Annotated in this window: 20 protein-coding genes; 9 read left to right on the top strand and 11 right to left on the bottom strand. The window is 72.9% G+C overall.

Going from position 1 to position 19,797, the window contains the following annotated elements; translation table 11 throughout:
* Position 1: 1 nt before the first annotated feature.
* Positions 2–1,357, bottom strand: a complete 1,356-nt coding sequence (locus FLW16_RS08445; RefSeq protein ID WP_142559365.1) for an MFS transporter — start codon at positions 1,355–1,357, stop codon at positions 2–4.
* A gap of 133 nt (positions 1,358–1,490) precedes the next feature.
* Here FLW16_RS08445 and FLW16_RS08440 point away from each other — a divergent pair, with 133 nt between their 5' ends.
* From FLW16_RS08440 to FLW16_RS08425, 4 genes are all read left to right on the top strand, one after another.
* Positions 1,491–1,961 carry a MarR family winged helix-turn-helix transcriptional regulator gene (locus tag FLW16_RS08440; protein ID WP_142559363.1) on the top strand — a complete coding sequence of 157 codons (471 nt, stop codon included), beginning with the start codon at positions 1,491–1,493 and terminating at the stop codon, positions 1,959–1,961.
* A 309-nt stretch (positions 1,962–2,270) separates the two neighbouring features.
* A complete protein-coding gene (moaA, locus tag FLW16_RS08435) occupies positions 2,271–3,260 on the top strand; it encodes a GTP 3',8-cyclase MoaA (protein WP_142559361.1) in 990 nt (329 codons plus the stop codon).
* A 43-nt stretch (positions 3,261–3,303) separates the two neighbouring features.
* A complete protein-coding gene (locus FLW16_RS08430) occupies positions 3,304–3,924 on the top strand; it encodes a molybdenum cofactor guanylyltransferase (protein ID WP_142559359.1) in 621 nt (206 codons plus the stop codon).
* Positions 3,925–3,935: 11 nt separating this feature from the next.
* The gene (locus FLW16_RS08425) at positions 3,936–4,208 is read left to right on the top strand and encodes a DUF6457 domain-containing protein (RefSeq protein WP_142559357.1); all 273 of its coding nucleotides are present in this window, start codon (positions 3,936–3,938) and stop codon (positions 4,206–4,208) included.
* 308 nt (positions 4,209–4,516) lie between these two features.
* Here FLW16_RS08425 and FLW16_RS08420 read toward each other — a convergent pair whose 3' ends face one another.
* Positions 4,517–4,840, bottom strand: coding sequence for a DUF3099 domain-containing protein (locus FLW16_RS08420; RefSeq protein WP_260615027.1), 324 nt, complete (start codon positions 4,838–4,840; stop codon positions 4,517–4,519).
* 85 nt (positions 4,841–4,925) lie between these two features.
* On the opposite strand from FLW16_RS08420, the gene FLW16_RS08415 reads away from it, so the two are divergent.
* Entirely contained in the window at positions 4,926–5,141 is a 216-nt protein-coding gene (locus tag FLW16_RS08415; RefSeq protein WP_139573056.1) for a dodecin, read from the top strand.
* 184 nt (positions 5,142–5,325) lie between these two features.
* Here the strand turns inward: FLW16_RS08415 and FLW16_RS08410 are convergent, their stop codons facing one another.
* Both FLW16_RS08410 and FLW16_RS08405 read right to left on the bottom strand, forming a co-directional pair.
* Positions 5,326–6,708, bottom strand: a complete 1,383-nt coding sequence (locus tag FLW16_RS08410) for a metallopeptidase TldD-related protein (RefSeq protein WP_142559353.1) — start codon at positions 6,706–6,708, stop codon at positions 5,326–5,328.
* Positions 6,705–8,201, bottom strand: coding sequence for a TldD/PmbA family protein (locus tag FLW16_RS08405; RefSeq protein ID WP_142559351.1), 1,497 nt, complete (start codon positions 8,199–8,201; stop codon positions 6,705–6,707). The genes FLW16_RS08410 and FLW16_RS08405 overlap by 4 nt, the downstream gene beginning before the upstream one ends.
* A 77-nt stretch (positions 8,202–8,278) precedes the next feature.
* Here FLW16_RS08405 and fabG point away from each other — a divergent pair, with 77 nt between their 5' ends.
* From fabG to FLW16_RS08390, 3 genes are all read left to right on the top strand, one after another.
* Positions 8,279–8,983: a 3-oxoacyl-[acyl-carrier-protein] reductase gene (gene fabG / locus FLW16_RS08400; protein ID WP_030507227.1), complete on the top strand. Its 705-nt coding sequence runs from the start codon at positions 8,279–8,281 to the stop codon at positions 8,981–8,983.
* Positions 8,984–9,012: 29 nt separating this feature from the next.
* On the top strand, positions 9,013–9,777 hold the full coding sequence (fabI, locus tag FLW16_RS08395; RefSeq protein WP_142559349.1) for an enoyl-ACP reductase FabI: 765 nt from the start codon (positions 9,013–9,015) through the stop codon (positions 9,775–9,777).
* Positions 9,778–10,017: 240 nt separating this feature from the next.
* The gene (locus FLW16_RS08390) at positions 10,018–11,028 is read left to right on the top strand and encodes a helix-turn-helix domain-containing protein (RefSeq protein ID WP_142559347.1); all 1,011 of its coding nucleotides are present in this window, start codon (positions 10,018–10,020) and stop codon (positions 11,026–11,028) included.
* Positions 11,029–11,134: 106 nt separating this feature from the next.
* On the opposite strand, the gene FLW16_RS08385 is transcribed toward FLW16_RS08390, so the two are convergent.
* The 5 genes from FLW16_RS08385 to FLW16_RS08365 form a co-directional block, all read right to left on the bottom strand.
* The gene (locus FLW16_RS08385; RefSeq protein WP_142559345.1) at positions 11,135–12,292 is read right to left on the bottom strand and encodes an LLM class flavin-dependent oxidoreductase; all 1,158 of its coding nucleotides are present in this window, start codon (positions 12,290–12,292) and stop codon (positions 11,135–11,137) included.
* Between the two features lie 10 nt (positions 12,293–12,302).
* Positions 12,303–12,854 carry an NADPH-dependent FMN reductase gene (ssuE, locus tag FLW16_RS08380; RefSeq protein ID WP_142559343.1) on the bottom strand — a complete coding sequence of 184 codons (552 nt, stop codon included), beginning with the start codon at positions 12,852–12,854 and terminating at the stop codon, positions 12,303–12,305.
* 53 nt (positions 12,855–12,907) lie between these two features.
* Positions 12,908–14,128 carry an SfnB family sulfur acquisition oxidoreductase gene (locus FLW16_RS08375; RefSeq protein ID WP_142559341.1) on the bottom strand — a complete coding sequence of 407 codons (1,221 nt, stop codon included), beginning with the start codon at positions 14,126–14,128 and terminating at the stop codon, positions 12,908–12,910.
* A 4-nt stretch (positions 14,129–14,132) separates the two neighbouring features.
* On the bottom strand, positions 14,133–15,266 hold the full coding sequence (gene sfnG, locus FLW16_RS08370; RefSeq protein ID WP_142559338.1) for a dimethylsulfone monooxygenase SfnG: 1,134 nt from the start codon (positions 15,264–15,266) through the stop codon (positions 14,133–14,135).
* Between the two features lie 160 nt (positions 15,267–15,426).
* Positions 15,427–16,353 (bottom strand): LysR family transcriptional regulator, encoded by a 927-nt coding sequence (locus FLW16_RS08365; protein ID WP_185949322.1) that lies wholly within the window; start codon positions 16,351–16,353, stop codon positions 15,427–15,429.
* 154 nt (positions 16,354–16,507) lie between these two features.
* On the opposite strand from FLW16_RS08365, the gene FLW16_RS08355 reads away from it, so the two are divergent.
* Complete coding sequence (locus tag FLW16_RS08355) at positions 16,508–17,731, top strand: acyl-CoA dehydrogenase family protein (RefSeq protein WP_221890957.1); 1,224 nt, start codon at positions 16,508–16,510, stop codon at positions 17,729–17,731.
* A 130-nt stretch (positions 17,732–17,861) separates the two neighbouring features.
* On the opposite strand, the gene FLW16_RS08350 is transcribed toward FLW16_RS08355, so the two are convergent.
* Both FLW16_RS08350 and FLW16_RS08345 read right to left on the bottom strand, forming a co-directional pair.
* Positions 17,862–18,458 carry a DUF2690 domain-containing protein gene (locus tag FLW16_RS08350; RefSeq protein ID WP_142559336.1) on the bottom strand — a complete coding sequence of 199 codons (597 nt, stop codon included), beginning with the start codon at positions 18,456–18,458 and terminating at the stop codon, positions 17,862–17,864.
* Between the two features lie 157 nt (positions 18,459–18,615).
* The gene (locus tag FLW16_RS08345) at positions 18,616–19,668 is read right to left on the bottom strand and encodes a hypothetical protein (RefSeq protein ID WP_142559334.1); all 1,053 of its coding nucleotides are present in this window, start codon (positions 19,666–19,668) and stop codon (positions 18,616–18,618) included.
* Positions 19,669–19,797: the final 129 nt, after the last annotated feature.

Genomic DNA, 19,797 nt, shown 5'->3' with positions numbered 1-19,797 from the left:
TTCAGGTGGTGGCCACGGGGGCGGGGTGGCGCGAGCGCAGACCGTACGCGGCGATGAGGGCGCCAACCAGGGAGAAGCCGCCTGCCGTCAGGAACGCGATCCGGTAACCGGCCGGTGCGGACTCACCCAGGGGCATGACGGCGGCCAGTGCCGCGACGCCGATCCCCGCGCCGATCTGTACGGAGGAGGTGACCAGACCCGAGGCCAGACCCTGCCGCTCGTCCGGCAGGCCGCCGACCGCGGCGATGTTGAGACTGGGAAACGACAGCCCGTTGCCGACGCCGTGGACGACCAGCGCGGGCAGCAGCACGGTGAGGTAGGCGCCGCCGGCACCGGCTCGCAGGAACAGCAGGATTCCCGCCCCTTGGACCAGCATCCCGGCCGCGGCCACCCGGCCCAGTCCCCATCGGGCGATCAGCCTGCCGGCGAGGTTGGCGGTGATGACGATGGCCAAACCCATCGGGACGATCCCGAGCCCAGTGGACAGCGCGCTGTAGCCGAGTTCCCCCTGCAGGTACAGGACGGCGACGAACTGCCAGCCGATCGTCGCACACGCCCAGGCCAGGGCCGCGAGATTGGCGGCGGCCACCGTGCCGGACCTGAACACCTCCAGCGGGACCAGCGGCGCGTGCCGCCGGCGCTCGATGGCCACGAAGGCGCCCAGCAGCAGCACGGCCACCAGGCCGGCGGGCCGGTTCCTCTCCGTCAGAGCGAACACCAGCAGCAGCACCCCGCCGGTGACCGCGACCGCGCCGGCGGCGTCGAACCCCTCGCGCGTCCCGGGCGGCCGGAGGCCGCGCGGCAGCAGCAGCGGCGCCACCACCAGGACCGGCACCGCGATCGGAACCGGCAGGAAGAACACCAGCCGCCAGCTGATCTCGGTCAGCAGGCCGGAGGCGATCAGCCCCGCGGTGTAGCCGGTCGCCCCGGCCAGCGAGTAGACCCCCAGCGCCCGATTGCGCTGCGGCCCCTCGGCGAAGGTGGTGGTGATGAGCGACAGCGCGGCGGGTGCGGTGAGCGCGGCCGCCACCCCCTTGATCACCCGGGTGACGACCAGCGGCCATCCCGCCGACAGCAGCCCACCGGCCAGGCTCGCCGCCGCGAAGACCGTCAGCGACAGCAGGAACACGCGGCGGCGGCCGAACAGGTCCGCCACCCGGCCGCCGAGCAGCAGGAACCCGCCGTAGGCGACCGCGTATCCGGACATCAGCCACTGCAGGACGCTCTCCGGCAGCGACAGATCGCGCCCGATGGCGGGCAATGCCACGCCCATCAGGGACAAGTCCATCGAATCCAGGAACACCGCTGCGCACAACACCATCAGGGCCGCCTGTCTGCGGCCATCGGTCAGTGGCACGACCACTCTCCATCTGTGGACAAACAATTTGCTGACAGACGATCCGGACCGTATGGCTGCAAATCATCTTCTGTCAAACGATTGGATTGAAGATGGTCTGTTGTAGACTGGTCGCAGAGCGAAGAGGAGAGCGATGGCGACCACGACCAGGACAGCCGAGCGGATGCGCGTGACGTACTTTCCGCGGCTAGCGGCCGAGCGGCTCGACATCGCGCTGTGCCGGGCCTCGGCAGCGGTGGCGCGCGCCGCGGACGACCACGCCACCGAGGAAGGTCTCGGCGTCGGGCAGCATCTCGTGCTCCAGATGCTCGACGCCGTCGGTCCTTGCTCCCAGCAGACGCTCAGCGAGGAACTGCGCATCGACCGCAGCGTCATGGTCGGCGTCTGCGACGACCTGGAGCAGGCGGGTCACGTGCGCCGGGAACGCAACCCCCGCGACCGCCGTTCCTACGCCGTCACCATCACCGACTCGGGCCGGCGACGGCTGGCCGAGGCCCAGACGTCGATCCCGGCCTTCCTCGAGGACGCCTTCCACCCTCTTACACCCGAGGAGCGTGGCCAGTTGAGCGCGCTTCTCGGCAAACTCCTGGGAACCGGCGCCTGACACGAGCCGGCTGGGACCGGCGGTCGCAGGCTTCGTTCGTACGAGCTCGGATCCAGGCGCCCGAGCCGGGGACGGGCGAGAGCACCGAGGGCCAGGCGCGCGTGAACCGGCGCGAGCGCGAGCGCGCGCTGGCCGAGCACCGCCGCGAGGTGGCCCGCCGCAAGCGGATCGAGCGCCGCCGCGACAGGTGACCGAGGGGGCGGAGCCGTTCCGTCCCCGGGTGGGGGAATCACGCCGGGGCGACCGAGGTTGCCGCCATCGTGACGTCAGGGCTTAGGCTTGAGGCTCTCTGGGGTTGGAGGTCCTCTCGTGCTGGTTGACTCGTTCGGCCGGGTCGCGACCGATCTGAGGGTGTCGCTGACCGACCGGTGCAACCTGCGATGCGCGTACTGCATGCCGCCCGAGGGCCTCGACTGGCTGCCCAAGCCCGACCTGCTCACCGGCGAGGAGATCGTCCGCCTGGTGACGATCGGCGTGGAGCGGCTCGGCATCCGGGAGGTCCGCTTCACCGGGGGCGAGCCGTTGCTGCGGCGGGAACTCGCCGAGATCGTGGCCGCGACCGCCGCGCTGCGCCCGCGTCCCCAGGTGTCGCTGACGACCAACGGCATCGGCCTGGCCCGCCTCGCGGAGCCGCTCGCGCGGGCCGGTCTCGACCGCGTCAACGTCTCGCTGGACACGCTCGACCGCGACGTGTTCGTCCGGCTGGCGCACCGCGACCGGCTGCGCGACGTGCTGGACGGGCTCGCCGCGGCGACGGCGGCGGGCCTCACGCCTGTCAAGGTCAACACGGTGCTGATGCGCGGCGTCAACGAGCACGAGGCAGCCCCGCTGCTTCGCTACTGCATCGAGCAGGGGTACGAGCTGCGCTTCATCGAGCAGATGCCGCTCGACGCCCAGCACGGCTGGCGTCGGGAGGACATGATCACGGCCGATGAGATCCTCGGGCTGCTGAAGGACTCCTTCGACCTCACCGAGGACGACCCGCGCGAACGGGGCAGCGCCCCCGCCGAGCTGTTCCTGGTGGACGGCGGCCCGCACCGGGTGGGCGTGATCGGCTCGGTCACCCGGCCGTTCTGCGGCGCCTGTGACCGCGTCCGGATCACCGCCGACGGCCAGGTCCGCAACTGCCTGTTCGCCACCGAGGAGTCCGACCTGCGCACGGCGCTGCGCTCGGGCGCCTCGGACGAGGAACTGGTGGCGCGGTGGGTCGCGGCGGTGCGGGGGAAGAGGGCCGGGCACGGCATCGACGACCCCGCGTTCCTCCAGCCGGCCCGCCCGATGTCGGCCATCGGCGGCTGACGGACCCACACGAGAGCCACGAGAGAGAGTTCAGGGAGCACCCGTGCGTCCCCGTTCCGGAACCGGCGCCGGTGAGGCGGCCTCCCCGCCGCCGTACGACGCCGTGATCCTGGCGGGGGGCCGGGCCGAGCGGCTCGGCGGGGCGGACAAGCCGGGCGCCCTCGTCGGCGGGCTGCCCCTCGTCGAGCGGGTGGCGTCGGCGGTCCGCGACGCCCGCGCGGTGGTCGTGGTGGGCCCGCCCAGGGACATGCCGGGCGTGCTGTTCACCCGTGAGGACCCGCCGGGCGGCGGGCCGGTGCCGGCGCTGCGCGCCGGTCTCGCCGAGGTGACGTCCCCGCTGGTCGTCCTGCTCGCCGCCGACCTGCCGTTCGTCGTCGCCGGCCACGTCAGGGCGCTCCTGGCGGCCGTGCCTGAGGACGGCGCGGGCGCGGTGCTCGTGGACGACGAGGGCCGCGAGCAGTGGCTGACCGGCGCGTGGCGGACGGCCGCGTTGCGGGCCGCGCTCGGCGCGTACGAGGGGCGGTCGCTGCGCGGGCTGCTCGGCCCGCTGGGGCCGGCGCCCGTGCGCCCGCCGGTGGCGCCCGGGGAGACCCCGCCGTGGTTCGATTGCGACACCGTCGACGATCTCCGCGCGGCCCGCGAGCGGGCGCGAGGGCGCGGGTGAAGGGAGTGCGCGTGAACGTGCTGGAGGAATGGACGGCACTGGTCTGCCGAGAGCTGGGCATCGACCCCGCACGGGTGGACCGGACCGCGGTGCTCGACCTGACCAGGGATGTGGCGCACGGAGTGGCGCGGCCCGCCGCCCCGCTGACCGCCTATCTGGTGGGGCTGGCGCAGGGGGCCGGCACCGCGCCGCCGGATGTGGTGGAGCGGCTGTCCCGGATGGCGAAGGACTGGGCGGAGGCGACCGCGCAGGCGGGCGCGACTACGGACACCCCCGACTCCTGACTCCGGCTTCCACGGCCCCGGCGCGCCGCGTAGAGGGGAAGGGCGGGCGCCGGAGGCCGCTCGGCGGAAGGGCCGTCCCTGTCGGGGGACGACCGCGACGGCCGGTCTGTGAGACCTGTGCGAGGTCAAGACCAGTGCAAAGTTGTCGGAAAAGGGCGACGCCGGGTGGTTACGGGGGCAAACCACCCGGCGCCGCTTCATCGGCGTTCCGACGGGGGCCCGGAACGCCGGCACCAGCGCTCCGACGGGGGACCAGAGCGCTTGGCTAAACTGTACACCTCCAACCCATGGGTTGCGTCAAGACTTTGTCACGACCCGATCTCGCGTCGATGGCGTGGTATCTCGTTTTGGTTAGACGAGGTCAAGTCTGGGGGCGGAGGAGGCTCGTGACCTCTCTGATTGGCCCCGATAACGGCAAGGTATGGCAAAAGAACCGCCCCCGCGACGAACAGGGCCTTGACGGGCCAGGGGGCCGGCACCGCCACCGCCAGAATGAGGCACACGAGCCGGATGCCCATCTTGATGAGATAGCTGATCTCCCGCTTGCGCACGTCGTCGGACAGCGACGGCTGGGCGTCCGTCACCTGGTGAACGACCGCGCGGTCTTTTCGCAACCAGCGCCATGGATTCACGATTTCCACGGTAGACCCCGGGGGAGGCGGGGGTGACTCCCGCACGGCGATACGATCACGCGACAGGCACAGGCAGGAGGACGTGATGTCGGACCGCACCTACCGGGTGACCGAGATAGTGGGCACCTCGGCCGAGAGCGTCGACCAGGCCATCCGCAACGGCGTCAGGCGGGCCGCCCAGACGCTGCGGCACCTGGACTGGTTCGAGGTGACCGAGGTGCGCGGCCACATCGTGGACGGCGAGGTGGCCCACTTCCAGGTCGGCATGAAGGTCGGCTTCCGCCTCGAGGACACCGAATAAGACCTGGTGCCGTGACCGGAGCCGGGCACCCGACCGTCAGGCGCTGCGAGACGCTCGCCGAGGCCGGGTTCGCCCGGATCGACCAGGAGCTGCGCGCGGCGCTCGCGGGCGCTCGGCGCGGCCGCAGCCGCGCCGTTCGAGCAGATGAACGACATGATCGCGGGGGGCGGGCCGCCTCACCGCGCTAGCTGGCCTGGCTGACCGTCGACATGTTGAAGTCCGGCACCCGGACCGGCGGCATGACGGCGCGGGTGAACCAGTCGTTCCACTCGCGCGGCAGCGTCTGCTCGCTCGGGCCCACCTCGCTGAGGCGGCCGAGCAGGTCGACCGGCGACTCGTTGAACCGGAAGTTGTTGACCTCGCCCACGACCTCGCCGTTCTCCACCAGGTAGACGCCGTCCCTGGTCAGCCCGGTCAGGAGCAGCGACTGCGGGTCGACCTCGCGGATGTACCACAGGCAGGTCAGCAGCAGTCCCCGCTCGGTCGAGGCGATCATCTCCTCCAGCGAGCGGCCGTCCTCCGGTCCCGTCATGATCAGGTTGTCGATCTGCGGGGTGGTGGCGAGCCCGGTCAGCTCGGCGGAGTGCCGGGTCTGCACGAGATTGGCCAGCGTGCCGTCGCTTATCCACTCGGTGTGGGCCAGGGACAGGCCGTTGTCGAACACCGACTGCTCCCGGCTGGAGGAGTGCGCGACGACGAACGGCGCGCACTCGACGCCGGCCCGCGCCGGATCGCTGTGCAGCGAGATCGGCAGCGTCGAGAGCCGCTCGCCCACACGGGTGCCGCCGCCCGGCCGGGAGAACACCGTGCGGCCGTCGGCGGCGTCCCGCGCGCCGGCCGCCCAGTACAGGTAGATCATCAGGTCGGAGACCGCCGTCGGCGGCAGGAGCGTCTCATAGCGGCCCGGCTCCAGGCTGATCCGCCGCTTGGCCCAGTCGAGCCGCCGGGTGAGCGTCTCGTCCAGGGCGGCCACGTCCACGTCCGAGAAGTCGCGCGTGGCCACGCCCGTCCACGCCGAGCGCGTCATGTCCGCCGACTTGGCGTTCAGTTCGAGCCGCCCGGTCGGCTGGTCGTGACGCAGCCGCAGGCCCGTCGACGACCCGACGAACGTCGAGGTCATGCTGTGCTCGGCGAAGCCGTACAGCCTGCGTCCCGAGGCGTCGGCGGCGGCGAACGCCTCGCCGAGCGCGGGGGTGAAATCCCCGAACACGCCGATGGAGGTCGGCTCCACCGGGCGCTCCCAGCCCGCACCCGCCGTGCCCTCCACCAGAGGCCGGGCGTCCTCGGACGACCGGGCCTCCCGCGCGGCGCGGTCCGCCGCGGCCACCACGTCGGCCAGCTGGTCGGCCCGTACGGCGGAGCGCGAGACGACCCCCACCCCGGCGCCCACGACGGAGATCACGGTGAGCCGGGAGGAGCGCGCGACCCCGTTGGTCGTCAGCGTGTTGCCCGCGAAGCGCAGGTTGGCGGTCGAGCCCTCGTCCACGATCACGACGCAGCCGTCGGCCTCGCTCAGCGCGAGCGCCCGCTCCACCGTCTCCTGCGGTGTGGTCACCCCGTCGCTCACTTGCTGCCACCCTCCTGGACGGTGTTGAGGATCCGTACGCCGCGGAACAGGGCCGCCGGAGCGCCGTGACTGACCGGCGCGACCTGGCCCGGCTGGCCCTTGCCGCAGTTGAAGGCGCCGCCGAGCACGTACGTCTGCGGGCCGCCGACGGCCTCCATGGAGCGCCAGAAGTCCGTCGTCGTCGCCTGGTAGGCCACGTCGCGCAGCTGCCCGGCCAGGCGGCCGTTCTCGATGCGGTAGAACCGCTGGCCGGTGAACTGGAAGTTGTACCGCTGCATGTCGATCGACCAGCTCTTGTCGCCGACGACGTAGAGCCCGCGCTCGACCCGCGAGATCAGCTCGTCGGTGGAGGGGCCGTCCGCCGCCGGCTGGAGCGACACGTTGGCCATCCGCTGGATCGGCACGTGCCCGGGGGAGTCGGCGAACGCGCAGCCGTTCGACCGCCCGAGGCCCTTCAGCAGCGCCATCCGCCGGTCGAGCTGGTAGCCCACCAGCCTGCCCTCGCGGACGATGTCGAACGACTGTCCGGCCACGCCCTCGTCGTCCCAGCCGACGGTGGCCAGCCCGTGCTCGACCGTGCGGTCGCCCGTCACGTTCATCACCGGCGAGCCGTAGTGCAGCGTGCCGAGCTGGTCGAAGGTGGCGAACGAGGTGCCGGCGTAGGCCGCCTCGTAGCCGAGGGCCCGGTCCAGCTCGGTCGCGTGGCCGATCGACTCGTGGATCGTCAGCCACAGGTTCGACGGGTCGATCACCAGGTCGTATGGCCCGGCCTCGACCGAGGGCGCCTTGAGCTTCTCGTCCAGCAGGTCGGGGATCTCGGCCAGCTCGGCGGGGAAGTCCCAGCCGGTGCCGGTCAGGTACTCATACCCCCGGCCGACCGGCGGGGCGAGCGTGCGCATGTCGTCGAACCGGTCGCCGTCGGCCCGCATCGCCGTCAGGACCGGGTGCAGCCGCACGCGCTGCTGCGTGGTGACCGTGCCCGCCGTGTCGGCGTAGAACTTCTGCTCCTTGACCTGCATGAGCGAGGCCGAGACGTGGTCGACCCTGCCGAGCAGGCCGGACGACCACTCCGCGAGCAGCGCCGCCTTGTCCGGCAGCGGCACGTCGAACGGGTCGACCTCGTAGGCCGACACCCAGGTCACGTCGCCGTACACCGGCTCGGGGGCGAGCTCCACCGGCTCGCGGTTGATGGGCGCGCTGACCGCCGCCACCCGCACGGCCTCCTCGGCCGCCCGGGCCGCCGCCTCCGGGGTCAGCTCGATCCCGGACGCGAAGCCCCAGGTGCCGTCCTTGATCACCCGTACGGCGAAGCCGAGGTCGTCGGCGTCCGAGGATCCTTCGAGCCGGGCGTCGAACAGGCGCAGCGTCTCGGCGCGCACGCGTTCGAGCCGGAACGAGGCGTGCTCGGCTCCCAGGTCACGGGCGCGCTGCAGGGCCGCGTCCGCCAGCCGCCGCAGAGGCAGGGCGAGGAAGTCGGGGTCGATCTGGCGCATGTCCACGATCCTAACCCTGTGATCTTGTGCCCTGCGGACAAGTGGACTACCCCCAAGTAGCCGATACGGTCGGTCGCATGGTTCGCTCTGTTCTCGTCACCGGCGGAAATCGCGGCATCGGCCTCGCGATCGCCCGCGAGCTCGCCGCCGCGGGGGACGCCGTCGCCGTCACCTACCGTTCCGGCGAGCCCCCGGAGGGGCTGTTCGGGGTTCGCTGCGACGTGACGAGCTCCGCCGACGTCGACGCCGCCTTCGAGAAGGCCGAGGCCGAGCACGGCCCGGTCGAGGTGGTCGTCGCCAACGCGGGGATCACCAAGGACACGCTGCTGCCGATGATGAAGGAGGAGACCTTCACCGACGTCATCGACACGAACCTGACCGGCGCCTATCGCGTCGCCAAGCGGGCCGTGCGGCCCATGCTGCGCCTGCGGCGCGGGCGCATCATCCTGATCTCCTCCGTCGTCGGCCTGTCCGGCTCCGCCGGTCAGACCAACTACGCCGCCTCCAAGGCCGGTCTGGTCGGCTTCGGCCGGTCGCTGGCCCGCGAGCTCGGCTCGCGCGGCATCACGGTCAACGTGGTCGCGCCCGGGTTCGTGGAGACCGACATGACCGCGGTGCTCGACGAGGCGCAGCAGGAGCAGATCCGTAAGAGCATCCCGCTCGGGCGGCAGGCGCAGACCGAGGAGATCGCCCGGGTCGTCAGGTTCCTGGCGAGCGACGACGCCTCCTACATCACCGGGGCGGTCATCCCCGTCGACGGCGGCCTCGGCATGGGCCACTGAGCCGGACACCCGACTGACTGGAGCTGGACATGGGTTTGCTGGACGGGAAGCGACTGCTGGTCACCGGCGTCCTCACCGACGCGTCGATCGCCTTCAACGTGGCGAAGCTGGCCCAGGAGGAGGGCGCCCAGGTCGTGCTGACCGGTTTCGGCCGCCTCAGCCTGGTCGAGCGCATCGCCAAGCGGCTGCCCGAGCCGCCACCGGTGATCGAGCTGGACGTCCAGAACAACGATCACCTCGACACGCTCGCCGACCGCGTCGGCGCGCACATCGACGGGCTGGACGGGGTCGTCCACTCGATCGGGTTCGCCCCGCAGTCCTGCCTGGGCGGCAACTTCCTCAACACCTCGTGGGAGGACGTCGCCACCGCGGTCCACGTCTCGACGTTCTCGTTCAAGTCGCTCGCCGTCGCCTGCCTGCCGCTGATGAAGGAGGGCGGCGCGGTCGTCGGCCTGGACTTCGACGCGACCAAGGCGTGGCCGGTCTACGACTGGATGGGCGTGGCCAAGGCCGGGCTGGAGTCGTGCTCGCGCTACCTCGCGCGCGACCTGGGCAAGCACGGCATCCGGGTCAACCTCGTCGCCGCCGGTCCGCTGCGCACGATGGCGGCCAAGAGCATCCCCGGGTTCAAGGAGTTCGAGGACTCCTGGCCGGAGCGCGCGCCGCTCGGCTGGGACCTGGCGGACACCGCCCCCGCCGCCAAGGCGTGCGTCGCGCTGCTGTCCGACTGGTTCCCCGCCACCACCGGCGAGATCGTCCACGTCGACGGCGGCGTGCACGCGATGGGCGCCTGACGGCACCCCGTTCGCGACGTCCCGCCTCTCGCATCGGACGGGCTCACGGGCCGCGGCGGCTTGCGAATCTTGCCGCGGCCCGTCCCTGCGCTTAGCATCTGGGCGTGTCTGACGCCCGCCCGTTCCCCTGAGTGGGCATGGACGGTCAGACGCGAGCGTGGTGCCCGGGCCGCCCCGTCCCCGTACGCCCCCGGACGGCGTCGCCCGCGGCGACGTGGCCGCCGAACTCGTGTGGGGACCATGGGACGACCAGAGCGCGACCTCAGCCCCGAGGAAGGGCCCGTACAGGCGTTCGCCGTCTCCTTGCGGCGGCTGCGCGAGGAGGCCGGGTCGCCCACCTACCGGGCCCTCTCGGAAAGGGCGCACTACTCGCCCACGGTGCTGTCGCGGGCCGCGGGCGGCCGTGTCTTCCCGAGCCTGGAGGTCACCCTCGCCTTCGTGCGGGCCTGCGGGGGCGACGAGGACGCGTGGGCGCGGCGCTGGCATCGGGTCAGCGAGGAGGTCTCGGAGCGGACGGCGGAACCGCAGGAACAGGCCGGGGGAGGACCCTCGTCTCCGGCTCCCGGCGCCGCCGAGGTCGTCCCACCGGCCGGAGACGGCAGCGGGCGCGGTGGCCGGCAGGGCAGCGTGCAGGGCGGCGCGCACGACGGCGGCCCTGACGCCGGGGCGGACACAGGGGTAGACGCAGGGGCAGACGCAGGGCGCGGTGGCCTCGCGGGCTGGGCGCGGCGGCGCGGGCGTCTGCTCGCGCTCGCCGCCGTCCTCGTGGTCGTCGGAGTGGTGGCGCTGGGCGCCGCGTTGCGCGGCGTGGGGTTCGCGCCCGGCTGGACCTCGCGCAACCAGCACGTCACCGACAGGGCGGGGGACGCGAGCCGGGCCGAGGACATGGACGGCGACGACCCCCGCGCCCGCGGGTGCGGAGACGACCTGGAGACGATCGAGACGCTCGACGCCGTCCCTTTGAACCTGCCCGACGGCACCCGCTTCGGGACGTTACGGCTGCGGCGCAGTCCCGAGTGCGACACGGCCTGGGCCTCGGCGCACTTCGACAATCCCCATCTCTACACGGTGTGGCTCGCCGCGCATCGTCCGGCGGACAACGCCCAGGTGCGCTCCCAATGGTCGAACAACACGCCGCCGGGCAGCTACGGGGACATGCTCTCCCTCGCACGCGGATGCGTCTGGGTGGAGGGATGGGTGGTCATCGGGCGGAAGGAAGGCCCCCACGCGAGAACCCGCTGCGCGCGCTGACCCCGCACGCCCGCACGCACTCCCTCGCGCCTGCCCTCGTCTCGCTCCGCCCTCGGCGGTGCCGCGGTGCGCACGGCGCCCCCGGGAGTCCCGCGTCGTCGGGAGGTCACCGCGACGCGGCGCCGGCGAACGGGATGGCGGCGGGGATCGGGTCGTCGGGCGCGTCCACCGGGTGCCGCCACAACCCCCTGCGGCGCAGCAGGGGCAGGACGCCCTCGCCGAACCAGTAGGCCTCCTCCAGGTGCGGGTGACCGGACAGCACGAACTCGTCGATGCCGAGAGCGTGGTACTCCTCGATCCGTTCGGCCACCTCGACGTGGCTGCCCACGAGGGCCGTGCCCGCGCCGCCGCGGACGAGCCCCACACCGGCCCACAGGTTCGGCGAGACCTCCAGCGCGTCCGTGCGGCCCCCGTGCAGGGCCAGCATCCGCCGCTGCCCCTCCGACCCGCTGCGCGCGAGACCGGCCTGCACCGACGCGATGACGGCCGGGTCCAGGGCCGACAGCAGCCGCTCGGCCTCCGCCCACGCCTGCGCCGAGGTGTCCCGGCTGATCACGTGGAGCCGGATGCCGAAGCGCACCTCGCGGCCGGCCGCGGCGGCCTCCCCGCGGATCCAGGCGAGCTTCTCGGCGACCTGCGCGGGCGGCTCGCCCCAGGTCAGGTAGACGTCGCTGTGGCGCGCCGCCACCCTGCCCGCGGCCGGGGACGACCCGCCGAAGTACACGGCCGGCACCGGGGAAGGCACCCGGCTCAGCGCGGCGTCCTCGACCCTGACGTGCCTGCCCTCCAGGGTGACCCGTTCCCCGCGCCACAGGGCGCGTACGACCGTGAGGAACTCGTCGGTGCGCTCGTAGCGCTCGTCCTTGGCGAGGTGGTCGCCGTAGGCGCGCTGCTCGTGGTCCTCGCCGCCGGTGACGACGTTGACCAGCAGACGCCCGGCCGAGTGGCGCTGGAACGTGGCGGCCATCTGCGCGGCGAGCGTGGGCGACAGCAGCCCCGGCCGGAAGGCGACCAGGAACTTCAGCCGCTCGGAGCCCGCGACCAGCATGGCGGTGGTCAGCCAGGCGTCCTCGCACCAGGCGCCGGCCGGGGTGAGAGCCCCCTCGAAGCCGAGTTGCTCGGCGGCGCGCACGATCTGGCCCAGGTACGCCAGGGTGGCGGGCCGGTCTCCGCCGGCCGTGGTGATGTCCGTGCCGTGCCCGCCGCCGACGAGGTGGCGGCTGTCGCCGTACGTGGGCAGGAACCAGTGGAACGTCAGTGTCATCGGGGTCCCCTCAGGACGCGGCCAGCAGCGGGCGGCGCGCGGCCACGGCCGACGCGAAGGCGTCGACCACGCGGTAGAGCGGGGCGGAGTGGTCCGGGTCGAGGCCGGCCTCGTCGCCGCGGACCGCGATGTGCCGGTCCAGGACGAACCATCCCGGCACGACATGGTCGGCCCCGAGCGAGGTCAGGACCGGGCGCAGCGCGTAGTCGATGGCCAGCACGTGGGCGGGGCTGCCGCCGGTGACGATCGGCAGCACGACCTTGCCCGCGAACGCGAACTGCGGCAGCAGGTCGAGCAACGTCTTCAGCAGTCCGCTGTAGGCGGCCTTGTACACGGGCGAGGCGACCAGGACGCCGTCCGCCTCGCCGATGAGGCCGACGACCTCGGCGATCCGCGGGTGCCCCGTGTCGGCCGACAGCAGCGCCTCCGCCGGCAGGTCGCGCACGTGTACGGTGCGGACCTCGTGGCCGAGGAGGCGCAGCCGGCCGGCGAGGTGCGTGCACAGGGCCGCGGTACGCGAGACCGCGGAGGGACTGCCCGACAGGACGACGATGGTGGACATGGCGGAACCTCCGTCAGATGGGACCGGATTCGGAGTGGGGCCGGGTTCGCGGATCAGATCAGGCCGTGCCGTGGGGGCGGGGTCCGGTTCAGCGCGTACCGGCCGATGTGCTGGATCTTCCAGCGCACCGGATCGTGCAGGGTGTGGGTGCGGGCGTTGCGCCAGTGCCGGTGCAGGTTCAGCGAGTCGAGCGCCGACCTGGTGCCCGACACCTCGAACAGGGCATCGGTCACCTCGACGGCCGCCGGGTCGGCGAACGCCTTCGCCGTGGCGACCGCGATGGAGGCCGCCGCCGCGGTCTCGTCGTCGAGCCGTTCCCGCGCCCGGTCGACCGCCCGCCCGGCCTCACCCAGCAGCGCCTCCGCGGCCCGCACGGAGACCTCCAGCTCTCCGAAGCGCTGGATGGTCAGGGGGTCGTCGGCGGCGTGGTCGAGGCCGCTCTCGAACCAGGGCCTGCTGCGGGTCCGGACGAACTCGGCGGCCTCGGTGAGCGCGGCGCGGGCGATGCCGACGTCGATGGCGGCGTGCAGCAGTTGCGCGTGGGCGCCGTGCAGCTGCGGCCCGGTGAAGGTCAGGTGATGGGGGACCACGCGGTCGGCCGGCACCCGCACGCCCTCCAGCCGGACCGTGCCGCTGGCCGTGGTGCGCTGGCCCATGCCCTCCCAGTCGTCCACGACCGTGAGGCCGGGCGCGCCGGCCGGCACGTACGCGACGACGAGCCGGTCGGCGGGGTCCTTGGCCAGCACGGTGATCCAGTCGGCGAACAGGGCCCCGGTCGAGTAGTGCTTGACGCCGTCGAGGACGAAGCCGCCGTCCTCCGCGGAGCGCAGCCGGGTGCGGTAGTCCTGCACGTGCCGGGTGCCCGCCTCCGACTGGGCGTTGCCGAACCGCCTGCCCGCCAGGACCTCGGCGAAGAAGAACTCCCGCTGCGCCGCGGACCCCTGCTGCCGCAGCACGTTGACGTACACGAAGTGGCTCTGCGGGATCTGGGCGATGTTGGGGTCGGCGGTGGCGAGCAGGCGGATGACCTCCGCCAGCGTCGCGGTCCGCACGTCGGCGCCGCCGTGCTCGCGGGGGACGGTGATGCCGAGCAGGCCGCTCGCCGACAGCTCGGCCAGCTCGGCGTGCGGGAGCTCGCGGCGGGCGTCGCGTCCGGCGGCGCCGTTGGCGAACCGGCCGGCGAGCCCGGCGGCGACGGCGAGGGCCTCCTCGTCACCGGTGACGACGTGCGCGGTCCCCAAGGGGTGAACGGGTGCGTGGGTGAGATCGGTCATGGGATCAGGCCCGGGCAGGTTCCGCCGGGAACGCGCCCTTCGCCGCGAGTTCGCCCTCCAGCTCGCGGATGATGGGCAGCACGTGGCGGCCGAAGTACTCGACCTCCTCGTGGTAGTGCAGGAAGCCGAGCAGGAGCAGGTCGACGCCGCGCTTCTTGTACTCGATCGCCCGGTGCGCGATCTGCTCCGGAGTGCCGATGAGGCGGGGGCGGAAGCCGTCGTTGTACTGCACCAGGTCCTCGAACGAGGAGTCTGCCCACATTCCCCGTCCGTCCTGGGTGGACCGGCCGGCCTGGCGGACCGCGTCGCGGAACCCGTGGACGGCCTCGACGTCGGCCTTGGCCACGATCTCGCGCAGCGTCTCGCGCGCCTCCGCCTCGGTGTCCCTGGCGATGAGGAAGCCGTTCAGGCCGAACCGCACCCGGCGGCCGTGGGCCCGCGCCGCCGCGCCGACCTCCTCGATCTGCTCGGTGACGCCGTCGAAGTCCTTGCCGTTGCTGAAGTACCAGTCGGAGACCCGGCCCGCCATGGCGCGCGCCGCCGTGGAGTTGCCGCCCTGGAAGACCTCGGGGTGCGGGCGGTCCGGCCCGGAGAGCGGCTTGGGCTGCAGGTCGTACCCGTGCAGCCGGTAGAAGTCGCCCTGGAACTGCGCCTTGTCCTCGGTCCAGCTCGTCCGCAGGACGCGGATGAACTCCTCGGCCCGCCGGTAGCGCTCGTCGTGCTCCAGCCACGGCTCGCCCAGGGCGGTGAACTCGCCCTTGAACCAGCCGCTCACGACGTTGACGGCGGCCCGGCCGCCCGAGAGGTGGTCGGCGGTGCTGAGCAGCTTGGCCAGCACCGCCGGGTGCCACAGGCCGGGGTGCACGGCGGCGATCACCTTCAGCCGCTGGGTGGCGAGCAGCAGCGCCAGGCTGAAGCTCGTCGACTCCTGCTGGTACGCGGCGCCGTAGCTGGCCATGTAGCGCACCTGGGACAGGGCGTACTCGAAGCCGTTGTTCTCCGCGAGCACCGCCAGCTTCCGGTTGTAGTCGTAGCTCCAGTCGGTGCGCTGCTCGATCGTGCTGGTGACGAGCCCGCCGCTGACGTTGGGCACCCAGTAGGCGAACCGCAGCGGCTCGGGACTGACGTTCGCGGACACGAAGGACCCCTTTCAGGCATTCCCTACTTGAACAATTGGGATCGTATGTCCGCCGCGCCCCGGAGTTCCACATGCGATCGGCGGGGGAGTGATAGGGCCGCCCTGTAACTCCACCACTGGCACCCCGCCCTGTCACTTCCGCCCTGTCACTCCTGCGCTTTCACCCCGCGGCGCGCGCCCGGGCGTCGGCGCGGCACTCTCGTGCCCGGTCGAGGAGGAACCGGTGCAGGTCGCGGGCCACCCGGGGGCCGGAGGCGGACCGCTGTGCCTGGATCACCAGGAGGACCTCCGCCACGTGCCGCGCCAGCGGCCGGTAGGTGATCGCGCCGCTGCGCAGGAGGGGGTCGCCGGCCACGCTGAACTCGGGCAGCACCGTGGCGCCGAGCCCCTCGGCGACCATGAGCTTGCCCATCTCGGCGCCGTCGGTCGAATACGAGAACGACGGCGCCCGCCCGCCGAGCAGGCGGTGCACCAGGCGGTGCATGACATAGCCGGAGCGCATCACGATCAGGGGCTCGCGGAGCAGGTCGGCGACCTCGACCGCGGGCAGCGAGGCCAGCGGGCTGTCGGGCCGTACGCACACGACCGGGCGGCCGCGCAGCAGCTCGGTCGTGGCGAGGTCGGGCGGCAGGTCGTCGCCGCTCAGGTAGTTCACCAGTCCGAGGTCGAAGCTCCCCTCCCGGATGCGCCGGTGGATCTCGGCCTGCTGCGCGCCGACGACCTCGACCTGGGTCGCCGGATGGGCCTCCCGGAACGCCCGTACGGCGGGGATCAGCAGCGGGACGGTGGCCGCGTTGACCGTGCCCAGCCTGACCAGGCGGGCCGTGCGATGCTGCTCGTCGGCCGCGCCGCGCAGGCGGTCCACCGCCTCCAGCACGCCGTTGATGTACGGCAGCAGCTCCCGGCCCTTGTCGCTGATCGTGGCGCCGGACCGGCGCCGCTCCAGGAGGTCGACGCCGAGCTCCCGCTCCAGGTTGCGCACGGTCTCGCTGAGCGCCGGCTGGGACAGGTGCAGGTGGTCGGCCGCCCGGCGCAGCGAGCCGAGGCGGGTCACCGCGCGGATGTACTCGAGCTGCTCGATGCGCATCGTCGTCCACCTCGTCCAAGGGGGTTTCGCCGGTGGTGTTCAAGGGCGACCCTACCGGCCGTTCGGCAATTTTCCTACTTAACAAGTAGAGAATGTTGCCTAACCTGGTGAGCGACAGCCGGCGCGACGCGCCGCACACGAGAGGAGACGACACGTGACCATCGCTCACGCCAGCCGTACGGACTGGACGGACGGCCCGGCGCCGCGCACTCCGGACGAGTGGATCGCGCGCGCCGGCGAGGTGGCCGCCGTCCTCGCGGTGGACGCCGCCGAGCGTGACAAGGCCGCGAAGACCCCGTACGCGGAGATCGGGCTGCTCAAGGACTCCGGCCTGGTCACGCTGCTCGGACCGGCCGGGCACGGCGGCGCGGCGCAGGACTGGCCCACCGCCTACCGCGTCGTCCGCGAGGTGGCCGCGGCCGACGGCTCCATCGGCCAGCTGCTCGGCTACCACTACCTCTGGAACTGGGCGGCGCGCCTGGTGGGCACCCGCGAGCAGTGGGAGCGCGTCGAGGCCGACGCCGCCCGGCACCGCTGGTTCTTCGGCGGGGCCGTCAACCCCCGCGACCGCGACATCGTCGTGCGCGACGAGGGCGACACCCTCGTCTTCGACGGGCGCAAGACCTTCTCCACCGGCAGCAAGGTCTCCGACGTCACCGTCCTCGAGGGCGTGCTGGAAGGCACGGACAAGCACGTCTTCGCCATCGTCCCCTCGGACTCCGAGGGGCTGACCTTCCATGACGACTGGGACAACATCGGCCAGCGGCTGACCGAGAGCGGCAGCGTCACCGTCTCCGGCGTGCGCGCGCCGTGGCGCGACGCCCTCGGCTACGTGGACAAGGAGTTCCGGCCGCGCGTCTACGCCACCCTCAACGTGCCGACCATCCAGCTCGTGTTCGTGAACTTCTACCTCGGCATCGCCAGGGGAGCGCTGGAGACCGCGCTGGCGTACACGAGGGAGCACACCCGCCCGTGGCTGCACGGCGGGCACGAGCGCGCGGTCGACGAGCCGTACGTCATCGACCTCTACGGGGACCTCACCGCCAAGCTGTGGGCGGCCGAGGCGCTGGCCGACGAGGTCGCCCGCGAGGGCCTGTGGTTCCACCTCAACCCGGACGAGGTCACCCCCCGGCTGCGCGGGGAGCACGAGGTGCGGGTGGCCGCGGTCAAGGCGCACGCCACCGACGTGGCCCTGGAGGTCACCTCGCGCGTCTTCGAGGCCACCGGGGCCCGCTCGACCGCGTCCCGATACGGGCTCGACCGGTTCTGGCGCAACGTGCGCACCCACACCCTGCACGACCCCGTGGCGTACAAGCGCCGCGAGGTGGGCGTCCACCGCCTGCGCGACGAGATCCCCGAGCCCACCTGGTACTCCTGACGGAGGCCCCGTCCGGCCTCCTCGCGGGCGCGTGACGAGGCCGGACGGCCGCGGGACCGGCCCCCGTTCCCGCGCCCGCCTCCCGCACGAGGCGGCGTACGGGCGCGGGACCGTCGGTTCCGCGGCGGGCTCAGCCCCGGGCCCAGGCGGAGGCGACGTCCGGCCAGGTGCCGCAGCACAGCGCGTACGCCGTCGCCTCCACGTCCTTCGCGTAGAGCTGGTCGGAGTACGCGGTGCCGCCGCGGGTCGCGTACGTCTCGGTGCAGTCGCCGAAGTCCTCGCCCCGGCACACGAGAACGCCCACAGGCGCGGTGCGCCCCTCGTCGAGCGTGACCCTCGACCAGTTGGTCCCGCATCGGGGGGAGTACCGCAACTCGACGGTGGCGCCGGCGGGCCGCGTGGCCCGTCCGCGGCCGTCGTGATACCAGAGCCGCGAACTCGCCACGGTGTACGCCCTGTCGTCGCAGTGGCTCCTGATCGGGTCGGTCCCGTCACAGGTCTGCGCGCTCTTGCGCCCCTGGTCGCACAGCGTGTCGGAGACGCGGCGCGGGAGGTGGGCGGTCCCGCCGCGCGCAATGCCGTCGAGCCTCACCGTGCCGGTCCGGCCCGACCCCGACCCCGATCCCGGCCCGTCTCCCGTTCCGGCGCCCGCACCGGTCGCCGTCGTCGTCAGCACGACGGCCGCCGCCGGGACGGCCAGCGCCTTGAGTGCGATGCTCCATCTCATCCCGAGCTGCTCCTTCCGTGGCCCCGGGCACCTCGCGGTGCCGTCACGGCATGGACAACCCGGTCCGCGGTTGATGCGCGATCATCCGGCGCGGGTTCGCATCAACCCATCAACCGGCGAGGAGCAGCGCGGGCCTGGCCCACGCGTTGTGTCGCCGTCAGGCGAGCCGGTGGCGCCCCGCCTTTCCCGGCAGCCGCAGGCCGCCCTCGAAGGGGATCGACTCGTGCGGCTCCTGCTGCCCGGCACGCGCCCGCCGGGCCGAGACCACGCGGGTGGCGAGCAGCGCCGAGAGCAGCAGAACCGCGGTGAGGGCCGTTCCCGCCGCGTCGTAGGACCGGTGGGCCCGAGCGCGCGCGCCCGCCGGGGCGCCCTGCAGTTCGGGCAGTTCGGGCATCTTCTGCCCGGGCCACAGGAGGGGGATCACGCCGTCCTCGTCGGGGTCCACCTTCGCCGCGCGGCCCGTCTCCGGCGTGTCGTCGAGCGCCGCGACGAGACGCGGCCGGTACGGCTCGGGCGAAAGGGTGCCCTCGGGCGTCATGGACGCCTTGGGCCGGGTGGCCTTCTTTCCGGCCGGCCGTGTCTTCCCGGCGCTCCGCCCGTCCTCGCCGCTCTCGCGGTTCTCGTCGGACGCGCAGCCCTCGCCGGCGACCAGGGGCAGGCAGGTGTCCTGGACGGCGCGGGTCAGCCCGTCGGTGAGCTTCTGGATGCTGGGGGCGGGGCTGTGCGCGGCTCCGGATTCGCCGCCCGTCAGCGCTCCGGTCGCCCCGCTCACCACTCCCGTGGCTCCGCCTACCGCTCCGGTCGCTCCGCTCACCGCTCCGCCGGCGTCTCCCGCCGATCCGCTCGCCGCGCCGGCCGCGGTGTCCGCCGCCCCGGTGAGCGTCCGTCCGGCCTTGTCGACCGCCTTGCCGACGTCGTTCACCGCCGTGCCCGCGGCTCCGGTGGTCGTCTTCAGCGTGTCGTCCACGGCCTTCGTGACCGGTTCCGTCGCCCCGCCGGTGGCCTTGTCCGCGACGTCGGTGACGCCGTCCGCCAGGCGGCCCACGCCGTCCACCAGGGAGCAGACGCCGCCGGTGATGCCCGAGACCAGGCCGCCGCCGCTCGTGCAATCGAGGGCCTGTGCCGGGGATGCGGCGAGAGGGAGTCCTCCGGCCAGGGTGATCGCGAGAGCCCCGGCGGAGATCGCGGAGGCCTTGCCTACGATCCCCATGTGTCCCCTTCCGCAGTGCTCTGGTCCATCCCCGACATACCCGCCACTCTTCGCCGGAGCGCGGGGTTATGCAGTAGAAAGTTGCAGTTCGGTATCGATGTGTGATACGTGAGGACGATTCTCGTTCGC

Source organism: Microbispora sp. KK1-11 (genome assembly GCF_006874435.1).
GTDB classification, from domain to species: domain Bacteria; phylum Actinomycetota; class Actinomycetes; order Streptosporangiales; family Streptosporangiaceae; genus Microbispora; species Microbispora catharanthi.
The sequence above is the reverse complement of the archived record's forward strand: the minus strand, read 5'-3'. Positions and strand labels throughout refer to the sequence as shown.